At 70.0% G+C, this 16485-nt stretch carries 17 protein-coding genes; 5 read left to right on the forward strand and 12 right to left on the reverse strand.

Translation table 11 applies throughout. From position 1 onward, the window contains the following. Positions 1-50 precede the first annotated feature (50 nt). The 4 genes from FNH21_RS05880 to FNH21_RS05895 form a co-directional block, all read right to left on the reverse strand. Positions 51-2120, reverse strand: coding sequence for a sensor histidine kinase (locus FNH21_RS05880; protein WP_152812993.1), 2070 nt, complete (start codon positions 2118-2120; stop codon positions 51-53). Positions 2121-2427: 307 nt separating this feature from the next. Then, complete coding sequence (locus FNH21_RS05885) at positions 2428-3480, reverse strand: NAD(P)-dependent alcohol dehydrogenase (RefSeq protein ID WP_152812995.1); 1053 nt, start codon at positions 3478-3480, stop codon at positions 2428-2430. Between the two features lie 101 nt (positions 3481-3581). Beyond that, the gene (locus tag FNH21_RS05890; RefSeq protein WP_191931655.1) at positions 3582-4577 is read right to left on the reverse strand and encodes an MmyB family transcriptional regulator; all 996 of its coding nucleotides are present in this window, start codon (positions 4575-4577) and stop codon (positions 3582-3584) included. A 111-nt stretch (positions 4578-4688) separates the two neighbouring features. Then, a complete protein-coding gene (locus tag FNH21_RS05895; RefSeq protein WP_152812997.1) occupies positions 4689-5450 on the reverse strand; it encodes a DUF7793 family protein in 762 nt (253 codons plus the stop codon). 150 nt (positions 5451-5600) lie between these two features. Here FNH21_RS05895 and FNH21_RS05900 point away from each other — a divergent pair, with 150 nt between their 5' ends. Next, positions 5601-6971 (forward strand): dihydrolipoyl dehydrogenase family protein, encoded by a 1371-nt coding sequence (locus tag FNH21_RS05900; RefSeq protein ID WP_152812999.1) that lies wholly within the window; start codon positions 5601-5603, stop codon positions 6969-6971. 88 nt (positions 6972-7059) lie between these two features. Here FNH21_RS05900 and FNH21_RS05905 read toward each other — a convergent pair whose 3' ends face one another. Then, on the reverse strand, positions 7060-7698 hold the full coding sequence (locus FNH21_RS05905) for a GNAT family N-acetyltransferase (RefSeq protein WP_152813001.1): 639 nt from the start codon (positions 7696-7698) through the stop codon (positions 7060-7062). A 201-nt stretch (positions 7699-7899) separates the two neighbouring features. On the opposite strand from FNH21_RS05905, the gene FNH21_RS05910 reads away from it, so the two are divergent. Further along, positions 7900-8184: a hypothetical protein gene (locus FNH21_RS05910; RefSeq protein ID WP_152813003.1), complete on the forward strand. Its 285-nt coding sequence runs from the start codon at positions 7900-7902 to the stop codon at positions 8182-8184. Positions 8185-8215: 31 nt separating this feature from the next. On the opposite strand, the gene FNH21_RS05915 is transcribed toward FNH21_RS05910, so the two are convergent. Next, positions 8216-9187 carry a bile acid:sodium symporter family protein gene (locus FNH21_RS05915; protein ID WP_422108746.1) on the reverse strand — a complete coding sequence of 324 codons (972 nt, stop codon included), beginning with the start codon at positions 9185-9187 and terminating at the stop codon, positions 8216-8218. A 110-nt stretch (positions 9188-9297) separates the two neighbouring features. On the opposite strand from FNH21_RS05915, the gene FNH21_RS05920 reads away from it, so the two are divergent. Then, positions 9298-9687 (forward strand): hypothetical protein, encoded by a 390-nt coding sequence (locus FNH21_RS05920; RefSeq protein ID WP_152813007.1) that lies wholly within the window; start codon positions 9298-9300, stop codon positions 9685-9687. A 137-nt stretch (positions 9688-9824) separates the two neighbouring features. Next, complete coding sequence (locus FNH21_RS05925) at positions 9825-10091, forward strand: DUF6480 family protein (RefSeq protein WP_152813009.1); 267 nt, start codon at positions 9825-9827, stop codon at positions 10089-10091. 79 nt (positions 10092-10170) lie between these two features. Here FNH21_RS05925 and FNH21_RS05930 read toward each other — a convergent pair whose 3' ends face one another. The 3 genes from FNH21_RS05930 to FNH21_RS05940 all read right to left on the reverse strand — a co-directional run bounded on the left by FNH21_RS05930 (position 10171) and on the right by FNH21_RS05940 (position 12168). After that, the gene (locus FNH21_RS05930) at positions 10171-10497 is read right to left on the reverse strand and encodes a PRC-barrel domain-containing protein (protein ID WP_152813011.1); all 327 of its coding nucleotides are present in this window, start codon (positions 10495-10497) and stop codon (positions 10171-10173) included. An 80-nt stretch (positions 10498-10577) separates the two neighbouring features. Next, entirely contained in the window at positions 10578-11633 is a 1056-nt protein-coding gene (locus FNH21_RS05935) for an iron-siderophore ABC transporter substrate-binding protein (protein WP_152813013.1), read from the reverse strand. Between the two features lie 112 nt (positions 11634-11745). Continuing rightward, positions 11746-12168: a ChaB family protein gene (locus tag FNH21_RS05940; protein ID WP_152813015.1), complete on the reverse strand. Its 423-nt coding sequence runs from the start codon at positions 12166-12168 to the stop codon at positions 11746-11748. A 258-nt stretch (positions 12169-12426) separates the two neighbouring features. Between FNH21_RS05940 and FNH21_RS05945 the strand changes: the two genes are divergently transcribed. Further along, positions 12427-13620 carry a M14 family zinc carboxypeptidase gene (locus tag FNH21_RS05945; protein WP_338403167.1) on the forward strand — a complete coding sequence of 398 codons (1194 nt, stop codon included), beginning with the start codon at positions 12427-12429 and terminating at the stop codon, positions 13618-13620. Between the two features lie 274 nt (positions 13621-13894). Here the strand turns inward: FNH21_RS05945 and FNH21_RS05950 are convergent, their stop codons facing one another. The 3 genes from FNH21_RS05950 to FNH21_RS05960 all read right to left on the reverse strand — a co-directional run bounded on the left by FNH21_RS05950 (position 13895) and on the right by FNH21_RS05960 (position 16383). Further along, positions 13895-14281: a YchJ family protein gene (locus tag FNH21_RS05950; protein ID WP_152813017.1), complete on the reverse strand. Its 387-nt coding sequence runs from the start codon at positions 14279-14281 to the stop codon at positions 13895-13897. A 5-nt stretch (positions 14282-14286) separates the two neighbouring features. Then, positions 14287-15309, reverse strand: a complete 1023-nt coding sequence (locus tag FNH21_RS05955; protein WP_152813019.1) for an NADPH:quinone reductase — start codon at positions 15307-15309, stop codon at positions 14287-14289. Between the two features lie 213 nt (positions 15310-15522). Beyond that, entirely contained in the window at positions 15523-16383 is an 861-nt protein-coding gene (locus tag FNH21_RS05960) for a phosphatidylinositol-specific phospholipase C/glycerophosphodiester phosphodiesterase family protein (protein WP_152813021.1), read from the reverse strand. Between the last annotated feature and the right edge of the window lie 102 nt (positions 16384-16485).

Below are 16485 nucleotides of genomic sequence, written 5' to 3' on the forward strand. Positions count from 1 at the left end.
TTCCCGGCGGAACGGCATCGGACGGGACGGGCTTCGGGTGGCCTGCCCGGTCAGGAAGCGGAGACCCGCGGCGAGCCCTCCGCCTCGACGAAGGGGATGCCCTCGGGCAGTTGAGCGGCCGTACCCGGCAGGCTGACGGTGAACTCCGCACCGCCCTCCTCGACGTTCCGGACGACGATCGATCCGCCGTGGCTCTCCGCGATACGCCGGCAGATCGCGAGCCCCAGCCCCGTCCCCGACGCCTGGCTGAGCCCGTTCTCGGACCGGTGGAACTCCTCGAAGACGCGGTCGAGGTCCGCGTCCGGGACACCTATGCCGTTGTCCCGGACGTGCACGAGGGTGCGGCCGGACGCCGGTTCGGACGCCGTCGTCACCGTCACCTCGCCCGTCCCGTCGGTCCGGCCGTACTTCATCGCATTGCCCACCAGGTTCTCCATGAGCTGGAGGAACAGCCGCTCGTCGGCGTAGACAGCGTGCGGAGCCTCGACGTGGAAGGACACCTCGGGCAGCTGGGTTCCCGGGAGCGCCGTCCGGAGGTCGATGATCCCCTCCACCATCCGGCCCACGTCGATCCGTGAGGCGGTGAGGCGCTCCTCCTTGGCGAGGCTGTAGGCGAGCAGGTTCCGGATGAGAGTCCGCATCCGCAGGCTCGCCTGCTGCAGCCGCTCGATGCTGGCCTGGCGTTCGTCCGCGGGAAGGTCCGGATCCTCGAGGAGTTCCAGCCAGCCGTCGAACACGGTCAGCGGCGTGAGGAGATCGTGCGCCACCACGGACGCGAACCGCCCGAGATCCCGCTCGTACAGGCGCTCGTGCGTGACGTTGCGCAGCACGACGACGGCGCCGCCCTCGCCCGGCAGCGGCATCGCGTCGACGGACAGGTGCATCACCTCACCCGAGCAGTGCGTGAGATCGAGGTCCATCCGCTCGGTCACGATGCCCTGGAGTGCCAGGGTCAGCGGGTTGGCGTCGTCGTCGAGCTGCTGCCCGTCCGGCGTCGTGACCGTGTAGTCGCGCCGCCACACCTCGCCCGGGCGCGCGGTCCCGGCACCGAGCCACCGCTCGCTCGTCGCGTTCTGGAAGATCAGGCGCTTGTCCGCGCCGGCCACCAGGACGCCGTCGTTCATCCGGCCGATCACGAGGTCGCGCAGATCGGCGGCGGCCTTCGCCTCGGCATTGGCCCGGTACAGACGGGAGATGAGGCGGCGCCGCTCGTCCATGCTCAGTGCCAGCACGGCGGAGAGGGAGAAGGCGATGAACATGAAGGACTGCGCGACGTATGCGGCGATACCGGGGTCCAGGTCCTGGAAGGGCCCTCGGCGCTCGAGCGTGAAGAAGACGAGGAAGGCGCCGCTGACCAGGCCATGGAGCATGGCCCAGCCCGAACGGAGGCGAAGTCCGGCCCACATGTGCGCCGGGATGGTGGTGTAGGCGATGGGCAGCGCCGTCCCGGCCCCGAAGGTCGCGACGTAGAGGACCACGGAGACGACGGCGAGCATCGCGTACTCGGCACGGCGGGCGGACGGGAGCGAGGGAGGTGTCTGGCCCGCCGCCCTGGCCCTGATGCTCGAGGCGATCACGACGCCGAGCGACCCGATCCCTGTGAGCGAGACGCCGTGGCGGACGAGCCACGGGACGAAGGCGGACAGGGGATCGGCGGATCCGTCGATCGCGCTGCCCACGACGATCGCCAGGGCGCCGACGGAGCAGGCTGCGATCGCGATGGATCCGAGGCGGAGGTAATCCCCCACGGTCCGGATCTCGAGTCCGGGGATGAATCGGCGGAACAGGGCTACGGCGACGGCCGTCTGCGCGATGCTGCCGACAGCCACGGCGAAGCCGAGCGACGGGCTGAGACCCGTGGCGAGATTGACCGCGGCGAGGATCGGGAAGGCGCCGATCAGGGAGACGGTGAAGTCCACCCGGGACCGCGATGCCCAGAGGCTCCACAGGAACGCGATACCGGCAGCAGGCCAGACCAGGGCGAGGCCCGAGGACTCGAGGTTCGTGCTGCGGCCGAAGACTGCGGCCGCAGCCAGCACCAGACCGAACAGGAGATGCAGGGTCGTCGGCGACAGCGCTGCCAGCCGTCCCGCGACCCCGTGCATCCGCCCCTCGCTCATCCCACTACCCGTCCGAAGAATTGCCGTCCGCCCTCTGAGCAGGGCCGCCGTGGACCTCAGCTTACTGGCTGGTCGTCCCGGCCGGTGTCCGCCGTGGGGTTCCCCGCGGGTCGAGGGCTGCACAGGGCCTCGGCGTGGCGCGGAGTGGCGCGGAGTGGCCCGGCGTGGCCCCGGGCGGCCTCGGGGCGGCTCCGGATCGGCGCCGGATCGGCGCCGCCCACAACGGCCCGACGGCGGACAGGGCGAGCCACCGGTCGATGGCTCGCCCTGTCCGGGAATGCGGCCGGAGCCTGCCCGATCCCGGACCCTAGCCCGCCTGGGCCAGCGTGGCCGTGTCGATGACGAAGCGGTAGCGGACGTCCGAGGACAGGACGCGCTCGTAGGCCTCGTTGATGGCTTCGGCCGAGATCACCTCGACCTCGGGGGCGATGCCGTGCTCCGCGCAGAAATCCAGCATCTCCTGGGTCTCGCGGATGCCGCCGATCCCCGATCCGGCGAACGAGCGACGCTGGTTGAACAGCGTGAACACGTGCAGGGGCAGGGCGTCGGCGGGAGCTCCGACGTTGACCATGGTGCCGTTGAGGCGCAGGAGTGAGAGGTAGGCGTCGAGGTCGATCTTCGCGCTCACCGTGTTGATGATGAGGTCGAAGCTCATGGCCAGCTTCTCGAAGGTCTCCGGGTCGCTCGTCGCGAAGTAGTCGGTGGCTCCGAAGCGCTTGCCGTCCTCCTGCTTGCTGAGGCTCTGCGACAGGACGGTCACCTCGGCGCCCATGGCGTGGGCGATCTTCACGGCCATGTGGCCGAGGCCACCGAGTCCGACGACGGCGACCTTCGTGCCGGGACCGGCGTTCCAGTGGTTCAGCGGCGAGTAGGTGGTGATGCCGGCGCACAGGAGCGGGGCCGCAGCCTCGTAGGGGATGCTCTCGGGGACCGAGAGCACGAAGTTCTCGACGACCACGACGTGCGTGGAGTAGCCGCCCTGCGTGATGGTGCCGTCGCGGTCCTTCGCGCCGTAGGTGCCGACGTTCCCCTTGAGGCAGTACTGCTCCTCACCCTCGGCGCAGTTGGCGCACTCACCGCAGGAGTTCACCATGCAGCCGACGCCGACGCGGTCGCCGACCTGGTGGCGCGTGACCTCGGAGCCGACCTCCTCGACCACACCGACGATCTCGTGACCGACGGTCAGCGGGTACTGCTGGGGCCCCCACTCCCCCCGCACGGTATGGATGTCCGAGTGGCAGATCCCGGCGTAGGCGATCTTGATGAGGACGTCCCTGGCACCGACGTCGCGGCGTTCGATGGTGGTGGGGACGAGCGGATCCGTGGCGGACGGCGCTGCGTAGGCGTGGACTGTGGTCATGGGTTCCTCCTGGAGGATGTCGGAACGGCAGGCGGGACCGCCTGCCGTGGATCTGGTGGTGCGGGCTGCCCGACCCGGGACACGGGACGGGGCCGCTGGGTCTAGCCGCCCTCGGGCCCGGAACGGCGCGGAGGACGTCCGACGGCGCCCGGCACGGACCGCGACCCGCTGGTGCGCACGCCGTCGTCGGGCAGCACCTCCGCCGTCGGGCCGCCGGAGCTGTCATCGACCGGGGCGGGGACGGCGCCGGGACGATCGTGCGCGCTCCAGCTGGCGAGGAGCGCCAGGGCATCCGACGACGGCGAGCCGGGTTCGGCCGTGTAGGCGAAGAGGGTGAGATGCGGGTCCGCGGCGAGCTGCAGGCCCTCGAAGGTGAGGGTGAGCTCACCCACGACCGGGTGCCGGAAGGTCTTCGAACCCGTGGTGTGGAGGTGGACGTTGTGGGCTGCCCAGCGCACGCGGAAGGTATCGCTCCGCGTGGCCAGCTCGCCGATCAGGGTGGTCAGTTCGCGGTCCTGCGGGTTGCGTCCGGCTTCGAGCCGGAGCAGGGCGACGCAGTCGTCGGCCGCCCGCTCCCAGTTGCCGAGGAAGTCCCTGGACCGCGGGTCGAGGAAGGTGGCGCGGGCGTAGTTGACGGGGCCCCGGGCGCCGTCGGACAGCGGCGCGTAGAGCGCGCGGCCCAGGTGGTTCGCGGCGAGGAGGTCCAGCCTGCCGTTCTGCACCACTGCCGGAGCGCCCACCATCGCGTCAAGCAGGCGCTGCACGCTCGGGCGGACCCGGCGCGACGCCGGCTGACGGCGAGCGCGCACCTCCGTGGTGCCGGATCGGGCGAGATGGTAGAGGTGGGTGCGTTCCGTGTCGTCGAGCTGCAGTGCGGCACAGAGGGACTCGAGGACGCCGTCGGACACGCCGGACAGGTTGCCGCGCTCGAGGCGGACGTAGTAGTCGACGCTGACGCCGGCGAGCATCGCCACCTCCTCGCGGCGGAGCCCGGGCACCCGGCGGTTGGTACCGAACGCGGCCAGGCCGGCCTGGCCCGGCGTGATGCGGGCGCGCCTCGACGTCAGGAAGTCCTGGATGTCGCTCTGGTTGCTCACCCCTCCACGGTAGGTGGGATCGGACCGGCGTGGGAGGCCCTGCTGGTACCTGCACGGACAGGACCCCGTTCGCGGTCTGGTCGGCGCGGTCCTCGCCCGGCAGGATCCCCGTCAATCCCCCTGCGCCGGACCCGCTCCGCGGGCCAACCACGCACGCGCCTCTGCGGCCGTCGGGAAGAACCGCGTGGGGTACGGCGGATTGTGCAGCTGCTTGTAGTAGGCGGCGATCACGCGGTCTCCCTCGACGCCGACGATCGCGAGCGCTGCCACGCCGAGCCGGTGGGCGAACACCTCGAGGGCGCCCGGCGTCAGCGAGACCATGTTGTTGTTCAGGGCGAGCATCGGGGTACGTCCCTCGGGCGCGAGCGCCACGACAGCCGAGACCAGCGACTCCGCCGTGCACGTACTCACGCTGGTGCCGCGGTCCCACTCCACCACGATCACGCCCTCGTCGAACCGGACCAGGTAGGGCTCCGGCTCTTCCGCAGGACGGCTGGTGGGCTCGCCGACGTCGGCACGGCCGGTCAGCCAGGCGAGCGCGTCGGGCTCGTTCGTGAAGTACCTGCTGGGGGTGACGGACCGGTAGTTGAACGCCGTGAGGACCTTGCCCACCTCGTCCACGCCGACCACGCCCGTGCGCAGCGAGCACGTGTCCTCGATCAGGAGGTGCCGGGCCTCCAGGGTGATGGCCTCCACGAGGCCGATCGTGACCAGCAGCGGCCTCTTGCCCCGCGGCGAGGCCGCCCTCACCGCGGCCATCGTCGCGTGGACGTCGTCGGCCTCGATGGTCACTCCCGCGGCCCAGGCCAGGCGGAGCACGGCGCCGTCGTCGGTCAGGGTGAATCGAGACTGCTCCCCAGCGTCCCCCGTCATGCACGTCCTTCGTCGATCCTAGGCTTCGATCCTAGGGGCCACAGCCCGTGGGCGACACTCCCCCCGGCAACCGGCGGCGCGTTGTATCCCGGTCCGGATCCGGTGGAGGATGGGGGCAGCCACCCGTGCACGGACCGAAGGAGCTGTTCCATGGAGTACACGTTCGATGTCCTCGTGATCGGTGGTGGACCCGCCGGTATGGCCGCGGCCACCCGCGCCGCGGAACTCGGGGCGCGCACCGCCGTCGTCGAGCGGTCCGCCCTGGGCGGTACGTGCGTGAACTCGGGCTGCGTCCCCACCCGCGTCCTGGCGAAGACCGCCCGCCTGTTCCGCGAGGTGAGGACGGCCTACGACTACGGGATCGTCGTGGACGAACCCTCGGTGGACTGGGACAAGACCGTGCAGCGCGTCCGGGCCACGGTCGCCCGGGTCCTCGAGGCCAAGGGATACGGCCCCACGATGGAGCGCCTCGGCATCGAGCTGATCGAGGGCGACGCCGAACTCACCGGCGAGCACACCGTCCTCGTCGACGGCAGGGAGGTCACGGCGGCATCGATCATCCTGTGCATCGGCGGCAGCGGGCGCCGGCTACCCATCGAGGGTGCCGAGTTCGCCGTCCTACCCCACGAGGTCCTGGGCCTGGAGAGCCTCCCCGGCTCTGTGGCCATCATCGGCGGTGGTCACACCGGCGCGCAGATGACCACCATCTTCGACGCCATGGGATCCGACGTCCTCCTGCTCGACCTCGCTCCACGCATCCTCATGACGGAGGACGAGGACGTCGCTGCAGCGGTCACCGCCAGCTTCACCGGCAAGGGGGTGCAGGTGGCGACGGGCATCGGCGGCATCGACAGCATCAGCCGGAACGGCGCGCAGCTCACCCTGACCTGGAAGCGCGACGGCGAACAGCAGTCACGCGACGTCGACGCCGTCATCATGGCCGCGGGCTGGCCGGCCAACCTGCCGGGACTCGGGCTGGAGGCGGCGGGCGTGCAGACCTCGCGCTCCTTCATCCCGGTGGACGGCTACCTCCGGTCCAACGTGCCCCACATCTTCGTCGCCGGCGACGCGAACGGCAGCAGCATGCTCGTGCAGGCCGCGGTCTTCGAGGGCGAGACGGCTGCGGAGAATGCCGTCCTCGGTGCCACGCGGACCACGCCCCACCACCTCCTGCCCGAAGGCGGCTTCACCGATCCGGACTACGCGGGCGTGGGCCTCACCGAGGCCAAGGCCCGCGAGCGCGACGCCGAGTGCCATGCCGTGACGGTGCCCTACGCCGTGGTGGAGCGTCCCATCATCGACGACCGGGAGCAGGGCTTCCTGAAGCTGGTGGTCGATCGCCGGCGCGAACTGATCCTGGGCGCACACGCGGTCGGCGAGAACGCCGTCGAGGTGATCACGGCCGTCGCCTCCGCCATGGCGGGCGGAACCGATCTCGCGACCCTCGCCCGCGTGAAGTTCGCCTACCCGACCTACAGTGCGGTGATCGGGCACGCGGCACGGGCTGCCCTCCGCGGCTGAAGCCGTCCGGCCACCGCGAACCCTCACGGTCGGCGGCAGGCCGGCCTGCAGCCGGTGAGGTTCGATCGCCTGCCGGAGGCCGTGAGCGCTAGCGCGGCATCCGGGCGAGGGTCCGGTACTGCGGATTCTGCTCGACGAACGCCTGCGCGGAAGGGCACCCCGCCACGACGCTCAGCCGACGCTTGTGCGCATTGAGCATCGCGTGGCGCATGAGGACCGGCCCGAGGCCCCGGTCCTCGAAGCCGGGCTTCTCGACCAGGGCCCGGAGCGTGAGCTGTCCGCCGAGCATCGAGTAGCGGATGTAGGCGGCGAGGGAACCGTCGAAGTAGAGCTCGAACCGGGAGTTGAATCCCGAGTCCTTGAACACCTCCCGGATCCCGCCGGCCTCGCCACGGGCCGCGATCCGGCGCGAGCGCTCCTCGATCTCCTCCACTGCCGCCGCGTAGCGCTCGCCCGCCTGCAGGGGCGGATGGTCGGAATCGAGCATCCGGAACATCCTGTTGGCCAGGACGCGGAGCTCGGCCAGGGGTACGGCGGAGAGATCCGGTGTCTCGAGGGCCGCGCCCATCCACTGTGCTTCGCGCTCCCGCTTGGTGAGAGGCACGTCGGTGGAGGGCCCGCGATCGGGCGCCGGGATGGTGTCGGTATGGGTGAGACCTGAGACGGAGTGGAGCGATGTGCCACCGGTGGTGCTGGTGACATCGGGAACAGTTGAGGGCTCTGTCATGGAGAATCCGATGATGGTCAGGAACCGAAGCCTGCTGCTAGACCGTGGCGTGAGGAACACTAGCCGGTGCCACCCCCACTCCGGCCGGCCGGTGAGCGCGCAGCGCCGGAAGAACCCGTCATCGCATCACCCCTTGCCGAAGGAATAGAAGACGTGTTCTATTATTCACTCGGAAGAGGACGCACCATCGGAGGACAGCGGATGACAGCACAGGTGTTCGGTGTGCACCACGGGCACAGGCAGCTCGACGAGCCGGCAGCGGTGCGCTTCACGCCGCAGGGCCGGCCGCTGGCGCTGCGGTGGCACGGCGGGATCTGGCAGGTCGTCGGTCGGCCGGCGACGGCGGCCGCAGCAGCGCCTTCAGCGACGGGATGGCGTTTCTCCGCCCAGACGGGACCGGCTTCGCCCGTCCTGGAGTTCGGCATCACGTTCGACGCGGCGCGGGACGGGTGGCGGCTGGTCAGTGTGGGCGGCGGCTCGGACTGACCACCCTCCTGACCGGCGGGCGCAGCGGACCTCAGGCGGGATCGGCGGCGACGATTGCTGCACGCGCGTCACGCCGACGCCAGTACGCGGCCAGCGCTGCTCCGGAGACGTTGTGCCAGATGGAGAAGATGGCTGCCGGCAGGGCTGCCTCCGGCGTCAGGTAGGTCCGGGCGAGCCCCGCGGCGAGCCCCGAATTCTGCATCCCGACCTCGATGGCCGTGGTCCTTCTCGCGGCCGTCGGGAGACCGAACAGCCGTGCGGCCCCGTAACCGAGAGCGAGACCCAGCCCGTTGTGCAGGATGACGGCCGCGAGGACCAGGAGCCCGGCGGAGAAGATGATCGACGCGCTGCCGGACACCACGGCGATCACCACCACCGTGATGGCCGCCACCGAGATCCACGGCAGGGCGGGAAGAAGCCGCTCGACGGCCCGGGGCAGGAAGAATCGAACGGCGAGCCCGACGATCACCGGCACCAGGACGATCTGGAGGATGGACAGGCCGATACCTGCTGCATCCACGGGCATGTACCGGCCCGCGAGCCAGAGGGTGAGCAGCGGGGTGAGCAGCGGCGCGAGGATCGTCGAGACCGAGGTCATCGCCACCGACAACGCCACATCACCGCGGGCGAGGTAGGAGACGACATTGGAGGCGGTCCCCCCGGGGCAGCAGCCCACGAGGATGACGCCCGCAGCCAACGCCGGCGGCAACCCGAGAGCCATCGACACCGCCCAGCCGATCGACGGCATGATGACGAACTGAGCCACGACCCCGATCACCACGGGCAGGGGACGCCTGGCGATGAGGGCGAAGTCGACCGGCCTGAGCGTCAGACCCATGCCGAACATGATGACACCGAGGAGCGGATTCACCAGGGGGCCGAGCCCCGTGAAGGTTTCCGGCGTGAGCACCGCCACCAATCCGCCGGCGAGGATCAGGAGCGGGAACAGCGTCACGGCGATCCGTGCGCTGCGTTCTTCGGCGGCCTGCGGTGGTCTCGTCATCCCGGTCATCCTTAACGGGATATCACGTGCCGGCCCGTATGACGCACTGCTAAAGTTGCCTCACCTGGAAGCCAAGGGTACTTAGTTCCTCACTGACAGCAGGGAAGACGATGGCGACGACCGACAGGAAATTCGCGGCGACCGCGGAATCGACGAGCAAGCATCCCCACGACTGGGGACGGGCCATGGCAGTGGCGATCTGCCGGCTCACGGACATGGCCCGGGAGGCGGGCGATCCGGTGCACCACGAGGCCCTGGTCAGCGAGGACCTCCACCTCTTCGTCGAGGACACCGAGGAGGGCGTGAACATCACGATGTCCTGGACGCCGCGCGAGCAGGGGGCGCTGCCGGCTGCTCCGTCTCCCGGCGCGGGCGGGGCGGACGGAGCTGCACGGGGCGGAGACGAGGACGAGCAGGACGGCTCCGACGCCGCACCCCACTCCGCTGCAGGGCAGCGGTTCGATCCGACCGGGGGCAGCACGGCCGGCGTCGGCCAGTAGCCGAAGGCCACCTGATCCACCGGCCGGCGCGGACGCCCGCCGGCGAAGGAGCCGGCCCGGCGACGATCGCTAAGCACGCTTAGCGTTTCCGGCGTAGGGTAGGTGGAAACCGTACTGCCAACCACGTGGAGGACAGCATGAGCGAAAAGCGCCCCGATCCCTCGAACGCAGGGAACCCCGACCCGCTGGAGAACAACATCACCGGCCTCGAGCCGGGCGGCGGCGTGCCACCGGGAGAGACACCGCCGGCCGAGGCCAGCACCACCTGGCAGCAGGGCCACGCGGACGAGGAGACGCCCTCGAAGGGCCTGCAGGGCGTCTGGCTCGGCGTCATCGGGCTCGTCGTGCTCCTGGTGCTCGTGTTCATCGTCGGCAACATCGTGGGCATCTTCCAGATGTTCTAGCCGGCACTCGCGTCGAGCACGCAGAAGCCCCCGTCCACCGATGGAGCGGACGGGGGCTTCTGCGTGGGCGGAAAGCGAGCTAGGACGCGGACGCCTCGTCACGGAGACGGTAGTAGTCGATCAGCGCGGTCTCCTCGGCAGCTGAGAGCTCGATGCTGTTCGCAGCCTTGGGGGCGTCGGTGATCTCGCTCTTCGTCCAGGCGAGGTGGAGATCGGCACCCTCGAAGCGCGAGTTCGCGAGCGGCACGAAGTGCTTGCGGGAGTTCAGCAGGCCCAGCGACACCGTGATCCAGGCGGGGATGCCCGATTCCTTCTCGAGATGCACATCGTTCACATCCCCGAGTTTCTTGCCCTTGCTGTCCCAGGCCACTGCGGCCTGGAGCTTGTTGATTTCTGCCTGAGACATCGGCTTCCCTTCGAGGACGAGGATCGGTTCGCTTCCCATTCCAGCCCAGATGCGGCCGGAGGGCAATCAGGACAGACCGGTCACGCCTTGTCCGCGGCTTCACCGAGCATCGGCAGGAATCGGTCCAGGGCCCAGACGAGGCTGAGCGGGTTCGCCGCGGAGACGGACAGCGTCAGCGTGTTGTCACTGTCGGCCACCAGGGCGCCGTTCTGTACTGCGGGGATCTGTCCGAGCAGCGGGTCGGTGGCGATGGCGTCCTTGGTGGCTTCGTCCGGGACCCAGGTGACGAAGATGTCGGAGTCCAGCTCGTTCGCCCGCTCGGCGGACCAGGGGATGAAGAACTCCTCGGAACCCTTCGTGTTCTCCGTGACGACGTCCGCCTGGACCATGCCGAGTTCGGTCAGGAAGCGGGGCCGGTTGTCGTTGGCCGTGTAGACACTCACGGCATCGGCGGTCGCCGGAGCCAGCGGGCCGTAGATGAAGGTCTTGCCCTCGAGCTGCGGGTAGTCGGCCGCGGCGTCGGCGATGGCCTGCTCCGTCTCGGTGACGAGCTGCTCCGCGTCGTCGGTCAGACCCAGTGCCTCGCCGATGATCCGCGTCGAGTCCTGCCACGCAGTGCCGTAGGCGACCTCGGGGTACGCGACGACCGGGGCGATCTTGCTCAGGGTGTCGTAGTCCTCCTGCGACAGGCCGGAGTAGGCGGCGAGGATGACGTCGGGATCGGTCGCCGCGATGTCGTCGAAGGCGATCCCGTCCGTCTCGGAGTACTGGACCGGGGCGCCCTCGGTGCCGATCGCGGCGCCGAGCTCCTCCAGCTTCGCGTCCTTCCACGGCGTCGACTGGTTCTCATTGCCGCCGTAGGAGTCGGCCGGCATCCCGACCGGCACGACGCCGAGGGCGAGGGACACGTCCGCGTTCACCCAGGAGACCGTCGCCACGCGCTCGGGCTTCTCACTCAGCGTGGTCTCACCGAAGGCGTGCTCGATGGTGACAGGGAAGGCTCCCGCGTCGGCCGAGGCGCTGCTGCCGCCGGTCGCCTCGGAACCGCCGTCGGCGGGGCCGGTGGAGCAGGCGGAGAGGGACAGGACGGTGATGGCGGCAGCGGCGATCAGGCCGCGCAGGCGTGAGGGGGCCATGAGGCTCCTTGACTTCTATGGCCTCGCTGGAGGCCGTGGGGACGGGGTAGAAGTAAGGCTAACCTAAGGTCTTCCCTATTACGAAATGCTTTCGTTGCGTAATAGCCTGCGGCTACTTCTCGCGGGCCTTCCGTGTCTCGCGGTCGTTGGCGCGCTGCAGGGCGTTGACGAGTTCGGCCTTGGTCATGCTCGACCGGCCGGGGACGTCGAGTTTCTTCGCGAGGTCGTAGAGGTGCTTCTTCGAGGAATTCGCATCCACTCCTCCCGCGGTCGGCCGCGCATCGGCGCCGCCGCCCACCGCGTGATCATCGGACGGCCCCCTCGAGTCCTTCTGCTCCCAGTGGTCCCCGACCTTCTCGAACCCGTGCTTGAGGGAGGCGAACGCCGTACGGCGGGCACGCTCACCGTCCCCGTACTGCTCCTCCGCAGCATCGAGGGTGGCGGCGAACGTGTCCTGGGCCTTGACCTCGGACCGCTGGAGGGTGCTGGGCAGGGTCTCGGCCTTGACCTTGCCGTCCTTCGTGAAACGCGACATGGCTGGTTCCTTCCGTCTCGACGCCGGCTCCGGCGGGAACGGGCGGGGCCGCGCGGGCCCTCTCGGCCACCGGGCTCCTCCGAGCATACTCAGCACCCTGTGCACCCTGTGCACCCTGTGCACCCAGTGCACCCTGTGCACCGTCGCGCCGGAACGGTACCGTAGGGCGCACCAGTCATTGGGGAGGACCAACCGCGCAAGGGGGTGCGTGCGGCGATTCCCGACCGGCATCCACTCACGCGCCAATGGAGGAATTTCGTGATCAGGAGCAACACCACCGCATCAGGCAAGCCCAGGACATCCCGGAGCCGCGCACTGGCACTGGGTCTCGCCGCCCTCGTCAGCCTGCCGCTGCTGACCTCCGGACCCGCACAGGCGAAGGGGAACTTCCCTTCACCCGAAGGCAGCACCAGCACCGCGAGCATCCTCACCTATGCGGACACCATCAAGGAGCTGGAGAAGATCGAGAAGACCTCACGCTACGGCGTCGACGTCTTCACCCTCGCCGAAGCGGGCACCGCGGTGAACACCAGCGAACAGGGCAGGGACCTGTACGTGGCCACCGTGGGCGATGGGCCTCAGGACGTCTGGGTGCAGGGTCGCATCCACGGCAACGAACCCTACGGCGCCGAGGCCATCCTCAGCCTGCTGAAGGACCTCGGGACCAACGGATCCGCGCAGTACGAGGAGATCCGCGACGCCTTCACCATCCACTTCATCCCGATGTACAACCCGGATGGCAGTGAGCTGAACATCCGGCAGACCGTCCTCTGGGACACCGCCGCGAATGCGCCGCGGAAGGACGCGAACGGTCGGGACCTCATCGTCGACCTCAACCGGGACTGGGTGGCGGACAAGTTCCAGGCACGCGAGTCGCTGGCCTTCTACGAGTACTGGACCATGGTGGACCCGGACTACGGCATCGACATCCACCACCAGGGCCTCAAGCAGCAGTACGGCACGGGCGACGACGTCACGCTCTCCCTCGGGATCTCGCTCGCGCCCGGCGGGCCCACGCTGCCGACGCTCGAGGGCGGCGCGTACGACGTCCTCACGCGGCAGATGCACGGGTACGTTTACGAGGAGCTCAAGGGCACCGGCTACATCACGATGGACCGCTACCAGGTGGGCGGGAGCCTGGAGATCGACATCAAGGGTGGAGTGGTCTCGGCGATGATGCTGGGCCTGGACTACCAGGGCCTGAACCCGGAGGGCCACTCGAACCCCGTGGTCTTCTTCGAGACCTCGGGCAATACGAGTGACGGCTCGCTCGGCCAGAAGGCCCGCGGCAAGAGCATCCAGCAGAACATCCTCGCCATGCGCACGCTGCTCACGGGGCTGGCGAACGGCGAGGTGCAACAGACCGATCCCGAGGTGTGGGAGGAGATCCCGCACGCTCCGGTCACCGGCTACAGCACGGACTACGCGGGCACCATCCCCGTCACGCCGTAGCACCATCCCCCTCACGCCGTAGCACCAGCACGGCCGGCACAGCGAACGACGACGGCGCCCCCGCGGTGAGCGGGGGCGCCGTCGACAGCCCACGAGGACCATGACCGTTCCTGGAACCGCTCCTGGCCCTCCTGTCGGACAGACGGTGCCGGCACGTGAGCGCGGACGCGGCGCCCCGCCTCGTCGAACGCCTGACTCGTCGCTCACCGACGGCGGAGATGATCGCGCACCTCCGAGGGGCGTTCAGGGCGGGAGGAGGACCTGATCCGATCCCCTACCGCCAGCGCGCGTCCCCGTCGACGTACAGCCACCGCCCCTCCACCCGGATGAACCGGCTGCGCTCCTCCAGCAGCCCCGGCTTCCCGCCGCTGCGGAACGACGCCCGGTACTTTACGGACCCGGCATCGTCCGACGGGCCGCCGTGGGTCGTGTCGACGATCTGCAGGCGCCGCCACTCCGTGTCCCCGTCGAGATCGATGCCGGGCGGTCGCGTCGACGCGTGCCAGGAGTCGAGCAGGTACTGCTCGAGCCCGAGGGCGAAGGCGGAGTACCTCGACCGCATCAGGGCGAGCGCCGTCCCGGCAGTGCCACCCCGGTGGAGCGGTGCGCAGCACTCCTCGTACTTCACGCCGGACCCGCAGGGGCAGTCGTCGGACACCATGGGTCTCAATCGATCTCGTCGGCCACGCGGACGAGGACCTTGCCGACGGTCCCGTCCTCCACGGCGTCGTGGGCCGCGGCTGTCTCCTCGAGCGGGAACCAGGTCAGGGGGAGCCCGGCGTCCTCCCCGACGGGCAGCGCGCCGCTCCGCAGGGCGGCGGTGACGTCCTCCGCTGCCGCGTCGAGCGCATCCTGCCCCACGGTGTAGAGCAGGAGGCCCTGCCACCGGACGTTCTTCGCGAAGCTCTCGATGATCGGAGCGGAGAAGTGGTCCCCGCCGTTGTTCGCGTAGTAGGCGATGCTGCCGTGGTTGGCCACCACCGCGATATCGAGTGCCGCGTTCTGCGCCGGGGACACCTCGACGATGTGATCAACGCCGTCGGGCGCTGCCTCACGGATGCGATCTGCGAGCGTGTCGTCCGGGTAGCGCAGCACGTGGTGCGCCCCAGCAGCCCGGGCCAGCCCGGCCTTCGCGTCGCTGCTGACCGTGGCGATGACGGTCGCCCCGGCCCAGACGCCGAGTTGGATCGCCGCGTGGCTGACCGCCCCGGCGCCGCCCTGCACGAGGACCACGCGCCCCTCGAGTGCGCCGGGCGCGAGACGGGACGGGCCGTGTTCGTGGACGGTCAGGGCACGGTGCGCAGTCATGGCGGGTACACCCAGGCTCGCCGCGACAGCGAAGTCGACGCCGTCCGGCAGGACGACCGCACGCTCGGCGGGCACCACGGAGAACTCCTGGGCCGTGCCGGTCGGTCGGCCGTGGGCCGCCAGGTACATCCACACCCGGTCACCGATCGCGTGCCCTGTGACGCCGTCACCCACGGCGTCGACCACACCGGCGCCGTCCTGGTTCGGCACCACCTCGGGGAACGCGATGTTCCCGCCGGCACGGGCCTTCCAGTCGGTCGGGTTGACACCCGATGAGACCACACGGACCCGTACCTCGCCGGGACCCGGCTCCGCCATCTCGCGCTCCACGATGGAGAGGACGGACGAGGGGCCTGTGGAGGTATAGACGATTGACTTCATGGTCAGAGCGAACCACGGAGGGCGGAACCGCATTCCCGCCGCGTTCGCCCGCGACCCCGACCGTGCCTCCGTCCACCTCGACGAGCGCCTGCACGAGCGCCTGCACGAGCGTGCAGCCCGAACGCGGACTGCCGGGCACCGGGATCCGTGCGCGCATGACGACGGCGCCTCCGCTGGTCCGCAGGGCGACGTCGTGGGTCGGTGGTTGCTGTGTCAGCCGCGCGCGGCGAGGAACGCCTCGAGAGCTGGGAGGTCGTCGGTGTTGATGTGGTCCACGCCGGCGTCGGCCAGCTCGGCCCAGATCGCGTCGCGGGCGGCGCCGGGGAGGTCGGGGGTCGCCCAGAAGCGGACGCGCGAACCCTGCTGGTGCGCCGTCGCGACGTAGGCCTCGAGCCTGGCGCGCTCGGCGACGGGCATCTCGCCCACCCCGCGCCAGGTGAACAGCTGGGTCCAGTTGTTGCTGATCAGCGGCATGAGCGACGACGGGAGCGCACCCCCGAGGTCCGTCGCCCGGCCGTCGTAGAAGCTGAGGCGCTGGCGGTCCGCGGCCATGGTCGCGAGCGGCCGGTTACCGCTGATGACGACACTCACCGCACCCTGCTTGACCTTGCCGTTGCTGTAGCGCGTGAGCATGCTGCGGTGCTCCTCGAGTTCCGCCTCGATGGCCGCCCACGTCTGCTCGGCGTCGCCCTTGATGTCCACGAGGAGCTGGAACTCGCCGTTCCAGCCCGGGTAGACGCTCCCGGCCCTGCCGCGGACGAGCTCGTCCAGCGGGTCGAGGTACAGGCTCTCCAGGGTGACCCCCGGGGTCACGTCCTCCGCATCGTGTGCCACGAGCAGCTCCCCGTCGACGAGGTAGACATCGGCTTCGACGCTGGTGAAGCCGTGCTCGAGTGCGTCGTACAGCGGACGGTCGTGCTCGTAGTCGTTGTGCGCGTGGGCGGCGGCCTGCGGGTGCCCGAGGACGACGTCGTCGCGGGCGGGCGCGGCGGACGCCGGCAGCGCGGCGAGTGCGGCGGGCAGGGCCAGGGCGGTGGCGGCGAGCAGGGCGGGCAGGGTACGGGCGATCGGCATGGGCCTTCGGCTTCCTCGTGGGGTGCGGTGACTCCCCCACGCTAGGAAGCACAGGTGATCAGGAGACCGACGCCGGTGGGCCGGCGGATGAACCTGCGGGAC

Source organism: Arthrobacter bussei (assembly GCF_009377195.2).
Classification (GTDB): domain Bacteria; phylum Actinomycetota; class Actinomycetes; order Actinomycetales; family Micrococcaceae; genus Arthrobacter_D; species Arthrobacter_D bussei.